General features: G+C 68.6%; 15 protein-coding genes. 8 read left to right on the plus strand and 7 right to left on the minus strand.

What is annotated here, in order from left to right; genetic code table 11:
- The 5 genes from AC5592_RS28375 to AC5592_RS28395 form a co-directional block, all read right to left on the minus strand.
- Positions 1 to 399, minus strand: a 399-nt coding sequence (locus AC5592_RS28375; protein WP_498974574.1) for an RsbRD N-terminal domain-containing protein, incomplete at its 3' end; no start/stop codon positions are given.
- Between the two features lie 217 nt (positions 400 to 616).
- Positions 617 to 2704, minus strand: a complete 2088-nt coding sequence (locus AC5592_RS28380; protein WP_063065999.1) for an AMP-binding protein — start codon at positions 2702 to 2704, stop codon at positions 617 to 619.
- 152 nt (positions 2705 to 2856) lie between these two features.
- Positions 2857 to 3669: an SAM-dependent methyltransferase gene (locus AC5592_RS28385; RefSeq protein ID WP_157163438.1), complete on the minus strand. Its 813-nt coding sequence runs from the start codon at positions 3667 to 3669 to the stop codon at positions 2857 to 2859.
- Between the two features lie 5 nt (positions 3670 to 3674).
- A complete protein-coding gene (locus tag AC5592_RS28390; RefSeq protein ID WP_063066000.1) occupies positions 3675 to 4973 on the minus strand; it encodes a diguanylate cyclase domain-containing protein in 1299 nt (432 codons plus the stop codon).
- Between the two features lie 176 nt (positions 4974 to 5149).
- Complete coding sequence (locus AC5592_RS28395; RefSeq protein ID WP_036503185.1) at positions 5150 to 5485, minus strand: histone-like nucleoid-structuring protein Lsr2; 336 nt, start codon at positions 5483 to 5485, stop codon at positions 5150 to 5152.
- A 349-nt stretch (positions 5486 to 5834) separates the two neighbouring features.
- On the opposite strand from AC5592_RS28395, the gene AC5592_RS28400 reads away from it, so the two are divergent.
- Entirely contained in the window at positions 5835 to 6848 is a 1014-nt protein-coding gene (locus AC5592_RS28400) for a cation diffusion facilitator family transporter (RefSeq protein ID WP_036503181.1), read from the plus strand.
- Between the two features lie 68 nt (positions 6849 to 6916).
- Positions 6917 to 7909, plus strand: a complete 993-nt coding sequence (locus AC5592_RS28405) for a cytochrome c oxidase assembly protein (RefSeq protein WP_063066035.1) — start codon at positions 6917 to 6919, stop codon at positions 7907 to 7909.
- Positions 7910 to 7966: 57 nt separating this feature from the next.
- Here the strand turns inward: AC5592_RS28405 and lexA are convergent, their stop codons facing one another.
- Entirely contained in the window at positions 7967 to 8737 is a 771-nt protein-coding gene (gene lexA, locus AC5592_RS28410; protein WP_036503177.1) for a transcriptional repressor LexA, read from the minus strand.
- 285 nt (positions 8738 to 9022) lie between these two features.
- On the opposite strand from lexA, the gene AC5592_RS28415 reads away from it, so the two are divergent.
- The 3 genes from AC5592_RS28415 to nrdR all read left to right on the plus strand — a co-directional run bounded on the left by AC5592_RS28415 (position 9023) and on the right by nrdR (position 11539).
- Positions 9023 to 9514, plus strand: a complete 492-nt coding sequence (locus tag AC5592_RS28415; RefSeq protein ID WP_063066001.1) for a LysM peptidoglycan-binding domain-containing protein — start codon at positions 9023 to 9025, stop codon at positions 9512 to 9514.
- A 135-nt stretch (positions 9515 to 9649) separates the two neighbouring features.
- Positions 9650 to 10903, plus strand: coding sequence for a hypothetical protein (locus AC5592_RS28420; protein ID WP_063066002.1), 1254 nt, complete (start codon positions 9650 to 9652; stop codon positions 10901 to 10903).
- Between the two features lie 159 nt (positions 10904 to 11062).
- A complete protein-coding gene (gene nrdR / locus AC5592_RS28425) occupies positions 11063 to 11539 on the plus strand; it encodes a transcriptional regulator NrdR (RefSeq protein ID WP_036503173.1) in 477 nt (158 codons plus the stop codon).
- Here nrdR and hrpA read toward each other — a convergent pair whose 3' ends face one another.
- On the minus strand, positions 11540 to 15649 hold the full coding sequence (gene hrpA, locus AC5592_RS28430; RefSeq protein WP_063066003.1) for an ATP-dependent RNA helicase HrpA: 4110 nt from the start codon (positions 15647 to 15649) through the stop codon (positions 11540 to 11542).
- A 138-nt stretch (positions 15650 to 15787) separates the two neighbouring features.
- Between hrpA and AC5592_RS28435 the strand changes: the two genes are divergently transcribed.
- From AC5592_RS28435 to AC5592_RS28445, 3 genes are all read left to right on the plus strand, one after another.
- Positions 15788 to 15976: a hypothetical protein gene (locus AC5592_RS28435; protein ID WP_157122289.1), complete on the plus strand. Its 189-nt coding sequence runs from the start codon at positions 15788 to 15790 to the stop codon at positions 15974 to 15976.
- A gap of 116 nt (positions 15977 to 16092) precedes the next feature.
- On the plus strand, positions 16093 to 16725 hold the full coding sequence (locus tag AC5592_RS28440; RefSeq protein ID WP_086007261.1) for a Pr6Pr family membrane protein: 633 nt from the start codon (positions 16093 to 16095) through the stop codon (positions 16723 to 16725).
- Between the two features lie 127 nt (positions 16726 to 16852).
- Positions 16853 to 18076, plus strand: a complete 1224-nt coding sequence (locus tag AC5592_RS28445; RefSeq protein ID WP_036503150.1) for an aminotransferase family protein — start codon at positions 16853 to 16855, stop codon at positions 18074 to 18076.
- The last annotated feature ends 92 nt before the right edge of the window (positions 18077 to 18168 follow it).

The raw sequence follows: 18168 nt of genomic DNA on the forward strand, positions 1-18168 counted from the left end.
ATTGTTGCGGGCGCCTGCGCTGTTGGTGCTGCCGCTGGTGGTGCTGCCGCTGGTGGTGGTGTTGGTGCGGGTTTTGGTGGTGGCGTTGGTGACGACGAGGTCGAAGCCGATTTTGAAGCCTTCGTGGATGGCGTGGTGGATGGTGTCGATGGGGACGCCTTCGCGGGCCCAGGCGGCGGCGGCGTCTTTGAGGCGTTCGGTTTTTTCGGGGATGTCGCGGCCGTCGAGGAGGCTGATGGCGAGTTCGAGGCAGGTGCGGGTGATGGTGGTGATGTCGCCGTGGATGGCGTCGCCGGGGAGGGTGCCGCAGGGTGCGACGTTTTCGACGAAGTGGCCGACCATGTGCCGCGACAGCGACCACACATCCTTCAACGGCGACGACAGCAGTTGACCGGACATGGTCAGGCCGGGGCGCGTCGAGGTGGCGGTGGCGTCGCCGGATGCGCTCGGCGAGGCGGCAGAACCCGGCGTGGCAACAGACATTGGCGAAAACTTCCTTCCCCCGCCCGTTTACTGCGCTGCCTTTATAACGTAACCGTAACGAGACCCCGATGGACGCCTTTCGCCCATCCTCGTGACAAATGAGGAGGCCACCCGGGCGTGGCCTGGTGAGCGGTCACAACTCGGCCGCCGGATGAAACGGGCCGGTCAGTTCGGTATTCCCGCCGATCAGCAGGCGTTTGAGCACCTTGCCGGTTTCGCCGCGCGGCAGTGCCGACAGGAAGGTGACGTCGCGTGGCACCGAGAACCGGCTCAGCCGGTTGCGGACGTAGGTGCGGATCATGTCCGGGTCCAGGCCCGAACCCTCCCGCTTGACGATGAACGCGGCCAGCCGCTGCCCGAATTCGTGGTCCGGCACGCCGACCACGGCCACATCGGCGATCTGCGGCAGATGCGACAGTGCCTCCTCCACCGGCCGCGGGAAGACGTTCTCACCACCCGAGATGATCATCTCGTCGTCGCGGCCGGCGATGAACAGCCGGCCGTCGGCGTCCAGGTACCCCAGGTCGCCGGTATCGAGCATGCCGTCGGTCTCGTCCGGCGGGGCCGAATTGACGTATCCGTCGAACAGCATGTGGTTGCCCACGTAGATGCGCCCGGTCGCGCCGATCGGCACGGGCTTCCGATTCGGGCCCAGCACAGCGATTTTCGTGCCGAGCGGCGGCCGCCCGGCGGTGGTCGGCGCGGTCCGCAGATCCTCGGGGGTGGCGATGGTCGCCCACGACACCTCGGTGGAGCCGTAGATGTTGTACAGCACATCGCCGTAGTTGTCGGTGAACCGCAGCACCGTGGCACCGGCCAGCGGGGCGCCGCAACTGGCCGCGATACGGAGGCTGGAGGTGTCGTAACGGGCCCGCACATGGGTCGGCAGATCCAGGATCCGCTGCACCATGGTCGGCACGAGAATCACTGTGCCGACCCGGTTCTCGGCGATCCGGCGGAGGGTGTCGCGGGCATCGAACTGCTCCGGCAGGACGACGGTGGCACGCAGCGCGGTACTCAATTGCAGCGCGGCCAGACCCCAGGTGTGGAACAGCGGCGCCGGAATCAGCATGGTGTCGTTCATCCGCAGCGGAATGCGCGACAGCAGGGCCGCCACGGTGGCGAACCCCTTGGCGTGCGGTCGGCGCGCGCCCTTGGGGGTGCCGCTGGTCCCGGAGGTCAGCACGATCAATCGGCCCGGCCGCGCCGGTTTGTCGAAACCGTTGTCGCCCTGAGTGATCAGATCCTCGATGGTGGTGCGGCCGGGTGCGCCGTCGTCGGTGGCGATGCGGACGATGTCGGAGTGCAGGTAGTGGATCAATTCTTCCAGTTCGGCGTCGACGAAGACGTGCGCCAGCCGGTGCCGCTGCACGATCTCCTCGATGCGCCGGGCCGACAGACCCGCGTTCAGCAAAATCGTGTCCACACCGAGTTTGCCCGCCGCGACCATGGTTTCGACCATGCCGGCGTGATTGCGGGCGAGCAGGCCGATCGCATCGCCGGTGCGCAGGCCCAGTCCGGCCATCCCCCCGGCCAGTGCGGTACTGCGCCGGTCGATGTCGGCGAAGGTGCGGCTGCGCCGATCGTCGACGACGGCGATGCGGGTGGGGGAATGCGCGGCCGCGGCGGCGTAGCCGCCGGCCAGATTGAATCCCCACCGTGCGAGTCCGCGCACCTGCCCCACACTGCGGTCCGGCCGCGCGGTGCGTACCACGCCCGTGCCGAGGATGTGGCGAGCGACGTCCGCGTGCCGCCGCAGGGGCGTGTTCTCGCGGTTGACCACGACCGAAGTCGGTGCGGCCGTGACCAATTCGCGCAGCCGCCGCAGCCCGGCGTCCAGCCAGGCCTGCGCACCGGCGGTCGAGGTGCGCGCGGCGACCGGATGTATCCGGCCGGCGGCGAAACACGTGATCACCGCGCGGGTGCCGCCCTCGATATCACGCAGCCGCACGGAGGCGAAGCTCCCGGTTGCCGGGCAGTACAACTCGAAAGCTTCTCCGCGCGGACCCACCCGCACCGTCAGCGACAGGGTCCGGATCTCGGTGTCGGCGGTTCCGATGCGCAGCTGCCACAGCGGCGCGCCGGCGCCGGTCTCGAGCCGTTCACAGGCGCCGATTCCGGTGAAGATGCGCGGATACAACTGGGGGTCGACGAGCAGCTTCCAGACGGCGCTGCGCTCGACCGGCAGCTCGACGGCGGTGTCGAAAACCTCGGTAGCCAACTTCTTACACTTCTCGCGGGCCGGTTCCTCGAGCGCACCGGCGGGAATTCCTTTGTAACCGGGATCGACTTCGCGCAGAAGATGCCTTGTGACAATTCCCGGCGCGCCCGGACCGCGGTTGTGATGTCGCCGCCGAGGGGCAACGGCTCGGATCAGGGCTTGCGGGCGACACCCGCGTAGCCGTCGAGGGGCCGGACATCCGGCAGGGGCTCGTCCGGATCCGGCCGCCACCGGGCCAGATATTCCAGGCCGGGTTCGACCAGGACCAGATCGCCGAGCAGATCCATGATCTCGGCGCGGGTGCGCAGCCGATCGCCGCGGCCGGTGACGCGTTCGGTCACCGCGAGCATGCGGTCCATCTGCTCGGGCGGTCCCTCACTGGTCAGATGTGACAGCGCCAGATAACTACCGGAGGCGATGGTGGCGCGCAGTCGCTCGAATACCGTCGCGGCCAGGGCGTCGTCGGCCACGAAATGCAACATCGATACCAGCAGGACGGCGACCGGCCGATCGAAATCCAGCAGTTCGCGGACCTGCGGATGCTCGAGTACCCCGTCGATATCGGTGAAATCGCCGTGCACCGCGGTCGCGTTCGGATTGTCCGCCAGTAGCTTGCGGCTCATGGTCACCGCGACCGGATCGATATCGACATAGACCACCCGCGCGCCCGGGACGACGCGCTGCGCGATCTCGTGCACGTTGCCCGCCGTCGGAATTCCGGAGCCCAGATCGAGGAATTGGTCGATACCCGCGTCGGCGAGAAAACCGACCGCACGCTGCAAGAATGCGCGGTTTGCCCGGGCCGTGCGCGGAACTTCGGGAATGACCTCGATCATTTGCGCCGCGACCGACCGATCCACCTCGAAATTGGCGAATCCTCCCAGCAGATAGTCGTACACTCGCGCCGGGCTGGGAATCCGGGGGTCGATGTCGTCGGCCGCCCAGTCGGGTAACAGAGGTTGCACGCCGCTCATCCTAGGCCGCGCACCCGGGCGGCGACATCAGCCGCGTGAAGGACCCAGCGGTTGCGTCCGCTGGCCTTCGCGCGGTACAGCCCGGCGTCGGCGGCATCGAGCAGCCGCTCGGCGTCGGTGCCGGTGACAGGGGTGACGATCGCGCCGATGCACGCGGAGATCATCAGGTCGTGATTGTCGACGGGGATGGGTTCGCCCAGCGCGTCGAGCAGGCGCTGGGCCACCGCGGCGATGTGGTCGGTGTCGCAGGTCGGGCGTACCAGCCCGACGAATTCGTCGCCGCCCACCCGGGCCAGCATGATCGCCGGAACCGCCGCCGAGAGCCGCTCCGCGACGGCCGCGAGCAGCCGATCACCGACTCCGTGGCCGTAGGTGTCGTTGACCGATTTGAATCCGTCGAGGTCGATGAAACACAAGCCGATGCAGTCCTCGGGCCCGGCGTCGGTGATGATGGCCGAGAGCACTTCGACCAGTTGCCGTCGATTGGGCAGGCCGGTCAGCGGGTCCAGCCTGGCCTGGCGGTGCAATTCGGCCTGCAATTCCCGCCGCTGTGTGGTGTCCTCGCCGACCACCAGCAGATACGCCGCCCGCCCGCCGGTCGCCGGCACCAGGGTGATCGCCCACGCGGCCCAGCCGTCGACGCCCTCGGGACGCGGATAGCGCAATTCCATCCGGATCGTGCCCGAGCCGGCGTGGAAAAGCTCGCCCAGTACGCGGCGCCGCAATTCCACGCGGTCGTCCGGATGTATCAGATCGGTGACCCCGCGTTCGAGCAGATACTCGCGGCTGACGCCGAGCATCGCGGCCATCGCGGGATTGACATCGACCACTCGGCCCTCGGCGTCACCGATGCCGATGGCGATGGCGGCATTGTCGAATACCACCCGGAATCGGGCCTCGGCGGCATTGCGGGCGTCGGCCATCGCCGAGTGCAGCATTTCCTGATGCCGCGCCCGGGTGGCGAGTAACTCCTCGGTATATCCGCGGGCCATCTCGCCCAGAACCGCGATCACCCGATCGCCCGGCGGGAACACGGTGGTCGCCAGCGGTGCCAGCGCACGAGCGGAGCGGGGCATGACCTGCGGATCGGTGAGATTGGCGCGGACCAGGGCGGCACCGATCGTGGCCGCGGCCGCGGCGTCGAACGGTTCGGCCCCGACAATCGCGACGAACTGCTCGAGCAGACCTGCCAGCAGTTGCTCCAGTTCGCGCATGGACATGGGAACGAAGCCGGTGTCGGCGATCGCGATGCGCCATCGTCGAGCCAGTTCACCGATTCCGGTTTCCCCTGTCATGCACACCAACCCCGCCTCGGAACTACTCCCAGCGACTTGTGAGTACGGCGCGGCGCCGAACCAGAGAACCAGATTACCGCGCCGAGCGGGCCCGCAAGATCACGGCTGTGACGTGATGCTGCGGGCCCGCTGGGTGCGTAGCGTACGTACGATCCGGTCGAAAGATCGGATGCCGGCTACTTGCTCGCTTTGTGATAGGCGGCGACAACCTCGGAGGAAATGCGGCCGCGCGCGGAGACGTTATACCCGTGTTTCTTGGCCCATTCCCGGATCGCCACCGTCTGCTCGCGGTCGGCCGCGGACTTGGTGCGGGTCCCGCCGCCGGACTTCAGGCGGCCGACCTTGCGGGACTTTTCCGTCCAGGGTTCGAGTGCCCCGCGCAGCTTCCCGGCATTCAATGTCGACAGGTCGATTTCATACGCCACACCGTCGATCGAGAACTGCACGGTCTCATCCGCTTTGGACTTCCCGTCGTAATCATCGATGAGTGTGACGGTGACTTTCTTGGCCATGATCGAGCCCTTTCGCACTGACACGGAGCAACTGGGATTGTGTATACCGTACCGTATTGCGACCGGCCGTAGTGAATCCCGTGCTATTCGGGCGGTTTCGATCGTGAATGTTCCCGGAATGAGAAAAGAATCGGCAGGACGCATTTAGTGCGCGGCCCGCAAAAGTTATCGGGAATGCTCGCGGTCTTCGGACACTGCCCGGGAGTTCGGAACGCCGGGTTCGGATAAAGGGATCGGCGCGCGGGTACCCGGCTGCCGACCTGCGCGGCGAGTACGAGCAGGGGATATTGCATACATAGTGATGTATGCATATGATGACGAGCGGTAGCGACGGAGAGGAGTACGGAGCATGGGTGCCGGACATACACACGGCTCGGGCCACGGGCACGCGCACAGTCATGCGCACGCCACTCCCGACAGCGATCGGCGCTGGCTGGCCGGGGCACTCGCGGTCATCGTGGTCTTCCTCCTCGGCGAGGTGGTCGTGGGTGTGGTGGCCGGCTCGCTGGCCCTGCTGTCCGATGCCGCGCACATGCTCACCGACGCCGCCTCGATCGCGTTGGCGCTGTGGGCGATTCGCCTCGCGGCGCGACCGCCGGCCGGGCGGATGACCTTCGGCTGGAAGCGGGTGGAAATCCTGTCCGCGCAAGCCAACGGCCTGACGCTGCTGGTCCTGTCGGCCTGGCTGCTCTACGAGGCGATCCGCCGCCTGATCCAGCCACCCTCGGTCACCGGTGGACTGGTGCTCGCGACCGCGCTGGTGGGTGTGGTGGTGAATCTCGCTGCCACCTGGATGATTTCGCGCGCCAATCGCAGCAGCCTGAATGTCGAGGGCGCGTTCCAGCACATCCTCACCGATCTCTACGCCTTCCTGGCGACCGCGGTGGCCGGGGTGGTCATCATGCTCACCGGCTTCGAACGCGCCGACGCCATCGCGACGCTGGTGGTGGTCGCGCTGATGGTGAAGGCGGGGGTCGGCCTGGTCCGTGCGTCGAGCCGGATCTTCCTGGAGGCCGCCCCGGCCGATATCGATCCGGCGGCGGTGGGTGTCGGCATGGCCGCCCGCGACGGGGTGGTCGAGGTGCACGATCTGCACATCTGGGAGATCACCTCGGGGTCCCCGGCTCTCTCGGCGCACGTGCTGGTCGAGCCCGGCCGCGACTGCCACGCGGTGCGCCAGGATCTGGCGCGGTGGCTGGCCGCCGACCATCACATCGAGCACGCCACGCTGCAGGTGGATCACGCACAGCCCGAACTGATCGAACTCGGCGCCGTGCCGAGCGGCCACTGCGCCGAGTCGCACGGCCCCGCGCATCGCTCCCGGGATGTCGCGCACACCCATGAATCCGGTAATCAGAACTAACCGGACACCCCGCCGGACCGGCGCAAACGCTCCCGAACGCCGGGTGGATACTGGCTGCCGTGGGATGGATCGACACGCCGCTGACCGTGCAGTCCGTCGTCGAGGAATGGCGCTGGGACACCTCGACGGTCGTGGTGACCGCCGCGCTGGGGCTCGGCTACGGCCTGGCTCGCCGGCGGGCCGACCGGCGCGGGAGTGCGGAGTCGGCGGGACGCAGTTGGGCGTTCGGCGCGGTCGGCCTCGGAGTGTGGTTGCTGACCGGCATCAGCGTGATCGGCGTGTACTCGGGCACCCTGTTCTGGATGCGGGCGCTGCAGATACTGCTGCTGCTCTACGTGGTGCCGTTCGGCCTGGCGACCGGTCGGCCGCTGACGGTGCTGCGCGATGCGCTCGGCCCGGCGGGACGCGCGCGGCTGGACCGCGTACTCGCCTCGGCGCCGGCGCGGGTGCTGACCTATCCGCTGGTCCCGTCGATCGCCATCCTGGCCACGCCCTGGCTGCTGATACTGACGCCGTGGTTCGAAGCGGTGCTGCGGCACGGGGTGGTCGACGCGCTCACCCGACTACTGCTGGTGGCCGTCGGATTCCTGTACTTCTATTCGCGGCTGCAGACCGATCCCGTTCCGCATCGCTATTCGCAGGCCGTCTCGTTGTTGATCACGGTGTTCGAATCACTGGCAGACGGAGTGCTGGGGCTGGTGCTGTGGTTCGGGCCGCTGGTGGTGGTGGACTACTACACCGAGGTGGGCCGGACGTGGGGCCCGGATCTACGGATGGACCAGATCATCGGCGCGGGCATCATCTGGGTGCTCGGCGATGTGCTCGGCCTGCCCTATCTGCTGACCCTGATGCGGTCGTGGGCGGCCGACGAACGTCGCAGCGCCGCGCGGATGGACGCCGAACTCGATGCGGCCGAAGAACTTTCGGCGCTGCCGGCGAGCGAGGCGGCGCGGACCTCGCCCGCGCCCGCCGCCGCGACGACGGCGCATGCGGCAGCGCCGGTCCAGAGCGGACTGTGGTGGGAAAACGATCCCGTGCTGCGCGACCGCTTCCGGCGCTGACGGATCCACCCGTCCGGGCGGCAGCCGACGTTGCCGAGCCCGGACGGGCCACCGCGCTCAGATCTTGCGGATCACCGTGACGACCTTACCCAGGATCTGCGCGTCGTTACCGTCGATCGGGTCGAACAGCGGGTTGTGCGGCATCAGCCACACCTGATCGCCGGTGCGTTTGAACGTCTTGACCGTCGCCTCGCCCTCGATCATCGCGGCGACGATATCGCCGTTGTCGGCGACGTTCTGCTGGCGGACCACCACCCAGTCACCGTCGCAGATCGCCGCGTCGACCATCGATTCGCCGACGACCTTCAGCAGGAACAGCGAACCCTCGCCGACCAGTTCGCGCGGCAGCGGGAACACATCCTCGACCGCCTGTTCGGCGAGGATCGGCCCACCGGCGGCGATGCGGCCCAGCACCGGGACGTAGGTGGGCGCCGGGGTCGCGTCGGAGGTTTCGGTCGCCACCGCGCGCAGCACCGGCGCGGCACCGGCCGCCCGCACGGCGGTCTCGTCCAGGCCACGGACGTCGACCGCACGCGGACGGTTGGGATCGCGGCGCAGATAGCCCTTGCGCTCGAGCGCGCGTAGCTGATGCGCGACCGACGAGGTGGAGGTGAGTCCGACCGCGTCGCCGATCTCGCGGATGCTCGGGGGATAGCCGCGTTCGTTCACCGAGGTCCGGATGACCTCGAGTACCTTGCGCTGGCGGACGGTGAGATCCGCTCCGTTGCCGGGGGTTTCGGTGTCACCGGCCGGCGCCTGGGCACCGTCGGGGGAGACCGTGCCGTTGCCGGCCGCCTCCTCGTGTCCGACCACCGTACGTTCGCTCACGCTCGCCGTCCTCCGTTCGTCTGTCTGCCGGGGCGTGTCTGTCGGGTTCTGCCGACGTCGGGTTCTGCCGGCGCCGCCGGATCGCGTGCTTCGAATGTAGTCCGCCCGCGGCCAGGTTTCAAACATCTGTTCGACGCATGTCGGCGTGGCTGGTGACTTTGTCGGCCCCGCGTGGTAAGAATTCGAACATCAGTTCTTCGAACAGATGAGCGAATACGCCACAACTCTCATACCCCTGTGATCCATCCGCCCAGCACTCGTCACAGCATTCATGGAGGTCGTCAGATGCGTACCGCGGTCGATGAATTCAGCACGATCGGCACCCGGACCCGCTCGTCCGGCGATGCTCCCGTCCATACCGTGCGGCCGGTCCGGCGCCACCGCCGGGCCGACCTCCGACGTCCCCGCGGTCTGCAGCGCCCGCATGTCGTGGCGGGCTACGACCGGGTGCCGGTCGCCGCGCCGGCCCGCGGGCCGCATCCGCTCCGGCGGGTGGAACAGGCTCGTATCGGGCTGGCCACGCTCGCCGCGACCGCACTGCTCACCGCGGCGGCGGTCTGCGGACTCCTGGGAGTGGCGCAGCTGCGTGACGCGGGCAGCCCGGCATCCACGCAGACGGTCCAGGTGCAGCCCGGCGAGTCGCTGTCCGACCTCGCGCAGCGGGTGGCGCCGGGGGATGCGGTGCGCGACACCGTGGCTCGCATCGTGGAATTGAACGGACTGCGTGGCACCGAAGTGGCCGCCGGGCGCACTCTCGTGGTTCCGGCGTCGCGATAGGCCGTGGTCGAGGGCTCCCGGGACACGCCATCGCGTGGCCGGATTTATTGATCCACAACTGAAACATGTTGCTACTCTGCTCGGAATGTGATCGGGGCTACATTCTCCGCCAACGGATTTCGAGGACGAGGCATCATGGTGCACACCCTCCATCGGGCGCTGCCGCGAGTGTTCGCACGCACGGCCGCACTGCTCATCTGTTTCGTGATTGCTTTCGCCGCGGCACCGGCGGTGCGCGCGGAGGCGGGATACACCGCATATCTGGACATTCCGGTTGTGAACGGGGCCGGGGAGAGCGCCGGTGGCCTGAATCCGGAGCTGCCGCTGGATACTTCGACGCTGGCCGCGGCGCTCGAGCAGGCCCGCGCCGACGGGATCTCACCACGGCGGTATGCGGCCCTGCTACATCAGTATTGGCTGACGGTGGCCACCACGGATGCCGATATCGACCTGGCGGCGTGGGATCCGATCCGCGGGGTGGCCGCGAATTCGCGCACCTTCACCCAGGTCTACGTGAACTACCTCCGGCTGACGACCGCCCATCCGGAGTTCTACTGGACCGGGCTGGCCGGACTGGCAGGCGGATCGTTCGCCTCCGGATTCTTCGATATGAGCGATGTGGCAACCATTCTCCGCGTGCCGGGTATTCACCAGATCGGCGGCGCGGTCGCGGATCTGTTGCGGGCCACACCGCCGCAGCTCGTGGCGGCGCTGCCCGCCGACATCCGGCTCCTGGCCACCGAGGGTCCGCGGCTCACCGCCGAGGATCTGGCGTGGTTCCAGACTCGGCTGATGATCATGCAGAAGCACATCTTCCTCGACCAGGTGCCGATGCACGAGGCCTACGTCGCCGGTGGATTGCCCGCGATCGAGGAGATGTACGCCGCCGGCGTGCTCGACGACAACGCGGTGCGGGCCTGGCGCTCACTCGCCACGGGCACGGTCGCCGGGTACGACGACGCGCTGATGCGGATGACCGATCGCGAACAGAATCAGATCATCGCCGATCAATGGGATCTCACCGCACAGGGGCAGGGCGCGATGGGCCGGGTGATGACCTACGTCAGCACCCTGGCGGCGAAACCCGCGGTACCCGGGGTGCGCGCACCCGGTGTGTTCGCACCGACCACCGTCTCGGCCGAGGTCGACGGGCGCACGATGACGCTGCGCACTCCGTTGCCCGCCTTCAACTGGGCCGACCGCGACCCGCGCTGGACCTACATCACCGGCGATCTGGTGCCCTGTTACGAACGGATGCAGGCCGCTCCGGGGCTCGCCCGCCAGGTGCTGTCGGTTCCGTTCGCCGGTGATCTCGCTGCCGGACGATTGCTGAATCGCCTGCCGGATCTGATCGCCGACCTGACGAGCCAGTGGCAACTGACGGCGTGAGCGGGCCCGGTCGCGGGTCCGCATGGGCCGGGGCGAACGCTGTACGGGTATCCTGAAAGACGCTCAGGACATACGTGGTGAGTGCGGCTGTATCGGCGGAACAGGTCGAGGGCAGGCAGCTCGTCGCGAACCGACGCAGGCATCGACGAAGGATCCCGGATGCATTGCCCGTACTGTCGGCACCCGGATTCGCGGGTGGTCGACTCGCGTGAGGCCGAGGAAGGCAGCGCAATCAGGCGCCGTCGCGCATGTCCGCAGTGCGGGCGCCGCTTCACCACGGTCGAGACCGCGATCCTCTCGGTGGTCAAGCGCAGCGGTGTCACCGAGCCGTTCAGCCGCGAGAAGGTGATCCGTGGCGTCCGCCGGGCCTGCCAGGGGCGCGAGGTCGACGACGACGCCCTGAACCTGCTCGCCCAGCAGGTCGAGGACGCGGTGCGCGCGAAGGGTTCTCCGGAGGTGCCGAGCCACGAGGTCGGTCTGGCCATCCTCGGGCCGCTGCGCGATCTGGACGAGGTCGCCTATCTGCGCTTCGCATCGGTCTACCGGTCCTTCAGCTCCGCCGACGATTTCGAACGTGAGATCGACGATCTGCGCCGCCACCGCGCCGACCGTTCGGTGGCCGCCGGCGCCGACTGATCAGCGGGGCCGGGCCCCGGCCGGCGCCGCGCCGATTCCGTCGATGACCTTGATGATTCGCTTGGCGGACACCGGATACGGCGTGCCCAGCTGCTGTGCGAACAGGCTCACCCGCAGTTCCTCGATCATCCACCAGATCTCGGTGACGTCGGCGGCCGTGCGGCGCGCGCCCGGAAGACGGTCGAGCAGTCGCGCGTACGCGGCATGGACCCGATCCAGCTCGGCCGCGCCTTGACGGTCGCGATCGGCCGAGGCGGGCAGCGCGAGCAGCCGTGCCTCGGCGGCGTGCAGATATCGCGGAATCTCGCGGAGCCGGGTGATGCCGAATTCGCTCACGAAACCGGCGAAGACCAGTTCGTCGAGCTGCCCGGCGACATCGTCGGCGATATCGCGATCGGTGGTGTCGGCCAGGGCGGTCCGCACCCGGTGCGCGGCCGCCAGCACCGGGACAACCAGTGCGAGGACGCGCGCGACCGCACCGGCGAACTGCGGTCGCACCTGGTCGACGAGCCGTGTGAACTGCTCCGGACTGCGTACCGGACCGCCGTGTGCGGCGATCAGTTCGTCGGCCGCGCAGGCGCGGCAGTCGTCGAGCAGCGCGTCCATCGATCCGTACGGGCTCTGGCTCAGCGCGAGGCGGTCGGCGGCTGACAGTCCCGAGGTGACCGAGCGCTGCGCGGCCGGCATCTCGCGCAGCAGCAGCGCCCTGGTGCCGGTGCGCATCGCGGCGCGCTGCGCCGCCGGCGACGACAGCACGCGCACGGCCACCCCGTCACCCTCGCTGACCAGGGCGGGATAGCCGGTGATGGTCTGACCGCCGACCTCACGCCGAATGGTCTGCGGTACGGTGCCCAGCGTCTGCGCCGTCCACACCGTCGCCGGCGCTCGTTCGGCCGCGCTCGTCGCCTTCGCCACCGATTGCGAAACCTGCTGGGACAGCTCGGTTTTCAAAGCGGCCAGGCTCTTGCCTCGGGCGAGGTCGGCGCCGTCGGGACCGGTGACGGCGAATGTCATCCGCAGATGGTCGGGCAGGGCGCCCGGGTCGAGGTCGGCCGGCGCGATCGAGGTCGACGCCAGTGCCGACAGCTCGCGGGCCAGTCCGGTGCGCAACGGTTCGGCGCGCGGGGTCAGCCGTGCCAGCGCGGCCTTCGCGAAGTCCGGCGCGGGAACGACGCTGCGGCGCAGCTGTTTCGGCAGGGTCTTGATCAGTGCGGCGGCGAGTTCTTCACGCATGCCGGGGACCAGCCAGTCGAAGCCCACGGCCCGCACATGGGCGAGCTGGGCGACCGGGATGTGCACGGTCACGCCGTCGTCGGCCTGACCCGGCTCGAACTGGTAGGTGAGCGGGAAACTCAGTTCGCCCTGCCGCCAGCTGTCCGGGTAGGCGGCCGGATCCAGCTGGGCGGCTTGCGCATTGACCACGGTGGCGGTCGAGAAGTCCAGCAGACGCGGATCCTCGCGTTCGGCCTTGCGCCACCAGCTGTCGAAATGCCGCACCGACACCACGTCGGCGGGGATGCGCTGATCGTAGAAATCGAACAGCACCTGGTCGTCGACGAGAATGTCGCGCCGACGCGCCCGATGCTCCAAGTCGGCCACGTCGTCGAGCAGTTCGCGGTTGCGATGGAAGAACCCATGCCGGGTCTGCCATTCGCCCTGGACCAGTGCGTGCCGGATGAACAGTTCCCGCGAGAGCTGCGCATCGATGCGGCCGAAGTCGACGCGGCGCTGGGTGACCAGCGGAATGCCGTAGAGAGTGACCCGCTCGTAGGCCATCGCCGCGCCGCGCCGGGAGGACCAGTGCGGTTCCGAGTAGTTGCGTTTGACCAGGTCACCGGCGAGCCGTTCGGCCCATTCGGGCTCGATCCGCGCGGCCATGCGGCCCCACAACCGCGAGGTTTCCACCAGTTCGGCCGCCATCACCCAGCGCGGCGGCTTCTTCGCCAGGGCCGATCCGGGGAAGATCATGAATTTCGCGCCGCGGGCGCCGAGAAACTCCCGAGATTCCGCCTCGCGCACACCGATATGCGACAGCATGCCCGCCAGCAGCGCCCGATGGATCCCGTCGCCGTCCCACGGCAGCGCATCCGAATTCTGTTGCGGGGCGATCGATTCCGCGGCGGACCAGCCGAGGCTCTTGGTGATGGTGCGCAGCTGCCCCTGCAGATCCTGCCATTCCCGGATGCGCAGATAGTGCAGGAACTCGTCGCGGCACAGCCGCCGGAATTGATTGGACGACAACGATTTCCGCTGTCCGCGCAGATAGTCCCACAGGCGCAGATAGGCGAGGAAGTCCGAGCCCTCGACGGAGAACCGGGCGTGTTTGGTGTCGGCGGCCTGCTGGAATTCGGCCGGCCGTTCCCGCACGTCCTGGATCGACAGCGCCGCGACGATGACCAGCACTTCGGACAGGCAGCCGTTGGCCTCCGCGGCGACGAGCATGCGCGCCATCCGCGGGTCGACCGGGAGCTGGGCCATCTGCCGTCCCACCGCGGTGAGTGCCAAATCGTCTCCGCCCTCCGGCGCGCGCAGAAGGCCCCCGGCGGCGGCGTCGCTGCCGCGTCCGCGGCGCCGGCGAGCACCACGCGCGGGCGCGGACGTCTCGCCGGGGCGCCCGAGCGCGCCGAGTTCCAGCAGCAAGGCGATACCGTCGCGGATCGCCCGCCGGTCCGGCGCCTCCACGAACGGAAAGCTCTCGATGTCGCCGAGCCCCAGCGCGGTCATCTGCAGGATGACCGCGGCCAGGTTGGTGCGCAGGATCTCCGGTTCGGTGAAGGCCGGGCGGGCCTCGAAGTCCTCCTCGGAGTAGAGCCGGATGCAGATACCGTCGGCCACACGTCCACAGCGCCCGGACCGTTGCCGTGCGGAGGCCTGTGAGATCGGCTCGATCGGCAGGCGCTGCACCTTGGTGCGCATCGAATAGCGGGAGATGCGCGCGGTGCCCGGGTCCACCACGTAGCGGATGCCCGGCACGGTGAGCGAGGTCTCGGCGACGTTGGTGGCCAGCACCACACGGCGGCCGGTGTGCGGCTGGAAGACCCGATGCTGTTCGGCCGCGGACAGGCGCGCGTACAGCGGAACGATCTCGGTCCGTGGCAGTTTCAGGTCGCGCAGGGTGTCGGCGGTGTCGCGGATCTCGCGTTCACCGGACAGGAAGACCAGCACGTCGCCGTCGCCCTCGGCGAGCAGTTCGCGCACCGCGTCGCCGATGGCATCGGTCTGGTCGCGAGCGTCCTCGGCGCCGCCGCGTCCGCTCGCCCGGCCGCGACGCGGCGCCGGCTGCTCCTCGAACTCGTCCTCGTCGTCGGCGTCGGTCATCTCGGGAGCCAGCGGGCGATACCGGATTTCGACCGGATAGGACCGGCCCGACACCTCGACGATCGGCGCGGGCTCCCCGGAGACCGGATCGGCGAAATGGCGGGCGAACAGCTCCGGGTCGATGGTCGCCGAGGTGATGATCACTTTGAGGTCCGGACGCTTCGGCAGCAGCGACCTCAGGTAGCCGAGCAGGAAGTCGATGTTGAGGCTGCGCTCGTGCGCCTCGTCGATGATGATCGTGTCGTAGCGGCGCAGCAGGCGGTCGCGCTGGATTTCGGCGAGCAGGATGCCGTCGGTCATCAATTTGATCAGGGTGCGATCGGAGGCCTGATCGGTGAAGCGCACGGTGTAGCCGACGACGTCGCCGAGTTCGGTATCGAGTTCGGCCGCAATACGTTCGGCCACCGTCCGGGCCGCCAGCCGCCGAGGCTGGGTGTGGCCGATGGTGCCGCGGATCCCGCGCCCGAGTTCCAGGCAGATCTTCGGGATCTGCGTGGTCTTACCCGAGCCCGTCTCACCGGCGATCACCACGACCTGATGGGCGGCGATCGCGGCGGCGATATCGTCGCGATGGGCGGAGACGGGCAGTTGTTCGGGATAGCGAATGGCCGGGACGGCGGCGCGGCGGGTCTCGATACTGGCCTGCGCGGCGGCTATCTCGCGCTCCAGCCGCTCGATCTCACCGTCGTTGCCGTGCGCCTTGTCCAGCCGTCGGCGCAGCCGGTGTTCGTCGCGGAGGGAGAGGTCGGCCAGGCGAGCGCGCAACTCGCGGGTGGTGGCAGTCGAGGTCATTGCATCGACCAGCGTAGCGAAACCGGCCGTCCGCCCCGTTCCCGCGCTGGTCGGGACGCCGAATCGTGAAGATAACCGAATCGTTGCTATTGGATGATCTTGGTTCCCGGCCGGGGCCGGATATGTCACCATCGGGCCATGACTGCTGGTTCCGGAACGCCGATGTGGGTCCGTGGACTCCGCGTGGTGTCGGTGCTGCTGGGTATTGCCGCACTGGTTCGCGAGGGCGTGCACGCGGTCGCGTCGGCCGCGTCGAACACGCTGCGCCGGCCGGTGGCGGCGGAGCCCGCGACGAGGCAGCGCACCTCACCGATCGCATCGGCCTAGGCCCGGAGCACGTCCCGTGCCACCGGATGACGCCGGTGGCGGTCGTCGTCTGCCCGCAGCCCTGGTGCCGGTGGTGAAATCGCCTCCCGGGACGACCGGTATGCGAGGATCGAACGATGATGGCCCGCGCGGGGACGCCGATCTGGATCCGGATCCCGCGGATCGCCGTCGGTGTACTGGGAATTGTTGCCCTGCTGTGGATCCCGATCCGCGCCCACGGGTCGCCGGCCTTCTCCCTCGGTAACTACCTCGGCTACTTCACCATCGAATCCAATATCGCCGGCGTGCTGGTTCTGCTGGGCGGCGGCCTGCTGGATCCGGCCGCGCGGCGCTGGCAGGTGGTGCGCGGCGCGGCCACGCTGTATCTGCTGATCACCGCGGTGATCTACGCGGTGCTGCTGGCGAACATCGATGTGATGCTCACCGACAAGTGGATCAACGACACACTGCATCGGGTGCTGCCGATCGTGGTGGTCGCCGACTGGATTCTGGTGTCGGCGCGGCTGCGGGTCTCGGCCGCGCTCATCGGCGGGTGGCTGATCTATCCGATCCTCTACTGCGGCTACAGCCTGATCCGCGGCGAGATCGTCGACTGGTATCCGTACCCGTTCCTGGATCCACGCGTGCAGGGCTATCCGTCGCTGCTGATCGGGGTGGTGATGCTGGCCGCGGTGATCACGCTGCTGGCGATCGCGGTGGCGTGGCTCGGGTCGCTGGACCACCGTCGCGAAGCTCCCGTCCCGGTCTGACCGCGCGGTTGCCGGTGGATTGCGCAGACCGGACGACCGGGCCTGCTCGGGCGCGGCGCGGGTAGTCTGGCGGCGCAGGCGATCGGGTAGGCCCATCGCCACCGGATGACGGGAAGAGGAGCCGAGCATGGGTGCGCTGTGGCACGGATTCGCGGATATGGGCGCGGTGGAGCGCGACGGCGCCTTCGTGGTCGCCCGCGGTGAGGGCGCCTACATCTGGGACGAGGCCGGGCGGCGCTACCTCGATGCGACGGCGGGGCTGTGGTTCACCAACGTCGGTCACGGCCGTCGCGAGATCGCCGATGCGGTCGCGGCGCAATTGTCCACGCTGGCACACTATTCGAACTTCGGCGACCTGACCGCGCCGGTGACGCAACGGCTGGCCGAGCGGTTGTCGGAGCTGGCGCCGGTGCCGGGCAGCAAGATCATGTTCACCTCCGGTGGGTCGGATTCGGTCGACACCGCCGCGAAACTCGCCCGCCGCTTCTGGCGTCAACAGGGCCGTCCGGACAAGACGCTGCTGGTCGGCCGCCGGCTGGCCTATCACGGAATGCACGTCGCCGGAACGGCGCTGGCCGGCATCGAGGTCAATCACGAGGGCTACGGCGAGCTGATGGCCGATACCCGCACGGTCGAATTCGACCAGGCGCAAGCACTGCGGGCACTGATCGACGAGGTGGGCGCCGACCGCATCGCGGCATTCTTCTGCGAGCCGATCATCGGGGCGGGCGGGGTGTATCTGCCGCCGGAGGGATATCTCACCGAGGTCCGCCGCCTCTGCCGCGACAACGACATCCTGTTCGTCGCCGACGAGGTCGTCACCGGATTCGGGCGGATCGGCGGATCCTGGTTCGCCTCCACCCGATTCGGGCTCGAACCGGATCTGATGACCACCGCGAAGGGCCTGACCTCCGGCTATCTGCCGATGGGCGCGGTCTTCGTGGCGCCGCGGGTGGCCGAACCGTTCTTCGGTGGCGGGGTGTGGTTCCGGCACGGCTACACCTACGGCGGCCACGCCGGATCGGCCGCCGCCGCGATGGCCAACCTCGACATCATCGAACGCGAACATCTGCTCGACGCCAGCAAGAACATCGAATCGCTGCTGCACGAACACCTAGCGCCGCTGGCCGGACATCCCCGCGTGGCGCAGGTGCGCAGTGGGCTGGGCGCGGTGGCCGGGGTCCAGCTCGCCGATCCGTCCGAGGGACCGGCCATGGTGAAAGCGTTACGCGCCGAAGGCGTTTCCACTCGCTCGGCCGGGCAGGGCGCGCTGCAGATCTCGCCGGCGTTCGTCATCACCGATGAGCAGATCGCCGAGCTGGCGGCGGCGATAGGCCGCGCGCTGGGCTGAGTCCGCGCTCTGCCCGTCAGCTGCCTCTTCGGTGCCCCCGGCCGCCCGACGAGCAGTGCCCGATGCCTCGCCGTGCGAGCATGGTGTGCGAA

This window comes from Nocardia violaceofusca NBRC 14427 (assembly GCF_963869435.1).
In the GTDB taxonomy this organism is placed as follows: domain Bacteria; phylum Actinomycetota; class Actinomycetes; order Mycobacteriales; family Mycobacteriaceae; genus Nocardia; species Nocardia aobensis.

Excerpts from the sequence above, each read along its gene's own strand:
- AC5592_RS28390 (WP_063066000.1), bottom strand. The coding sequence starts at position 4,973 with ATGACAGGGGAAACCGGAATCGGTGAACTGGCTCGACGATGGCGCATC.
- AC5592_RS28395 (WP_036503185.1), bottom strand. The coding sequence starts at position 5,485 with ATGGCCAAGAAAGTCACCGTCACACTCATCGATGATTACGACGGGAAG.
- AC5592_RS28400 (WP_036503181.1), top strand. The coding sequence starts at position 5,835 with ATGGGTGCCGGACATACACACGGCTCGGGCCACGGGCACGCGCACAGT.
- AC5592_RS28415 (WP_063066001.1), top strand. The coding sequence starts at position 9,023 with ATGCGTACCGCGGTCGATGAATTCAGCACGATCGGCACCCGGACCCGC.
- AC5592_RS28420 (WP_063066002.1), top strand. The coding sequence starts at position 9,650 with ATGGTGCACACCCTCCATCGGGCGCTGCCGCGAGTGTTCGCACGCACG.
- nrdR (WP_036503173.1), top strand. The coding sequence starts at position 11,063 with ATGCATTGCCCGTACTGTCGGCACCCGGATTCGCGGGTGGTCGACTCG.
- hrpA (WP_063066003.1), bottom strand. The coding sequence starts at position 15,649 with ATGACCTCGACTGCCACCACCCGCGAGTTGCGCGCTCGCCTGGCCGAC.
- AC5592_RS28435 (WP_157122289.1), top strand. The coding sequence starts at position 15,788 with ATGACTGCTGGTTCCGGAACGCCGATGTGGGTCCGTGGACTCCGCGTG.
- AC5592_RS28440 (WP_086007261.1), top strand. The coding sequence starts at position 16,093 with ATGATGGCCCGCGCGGGGACGCCGATCTGGATCCGGATCCCGCGGATC.
- AC5592_RS28445 (WP_036503150.1), top strand. The coding sequence starts at position 16,853 with ATGGGTGCGCTGTGGCACGGATTCGCGGATATGGGCGCGGTGGAGCGC.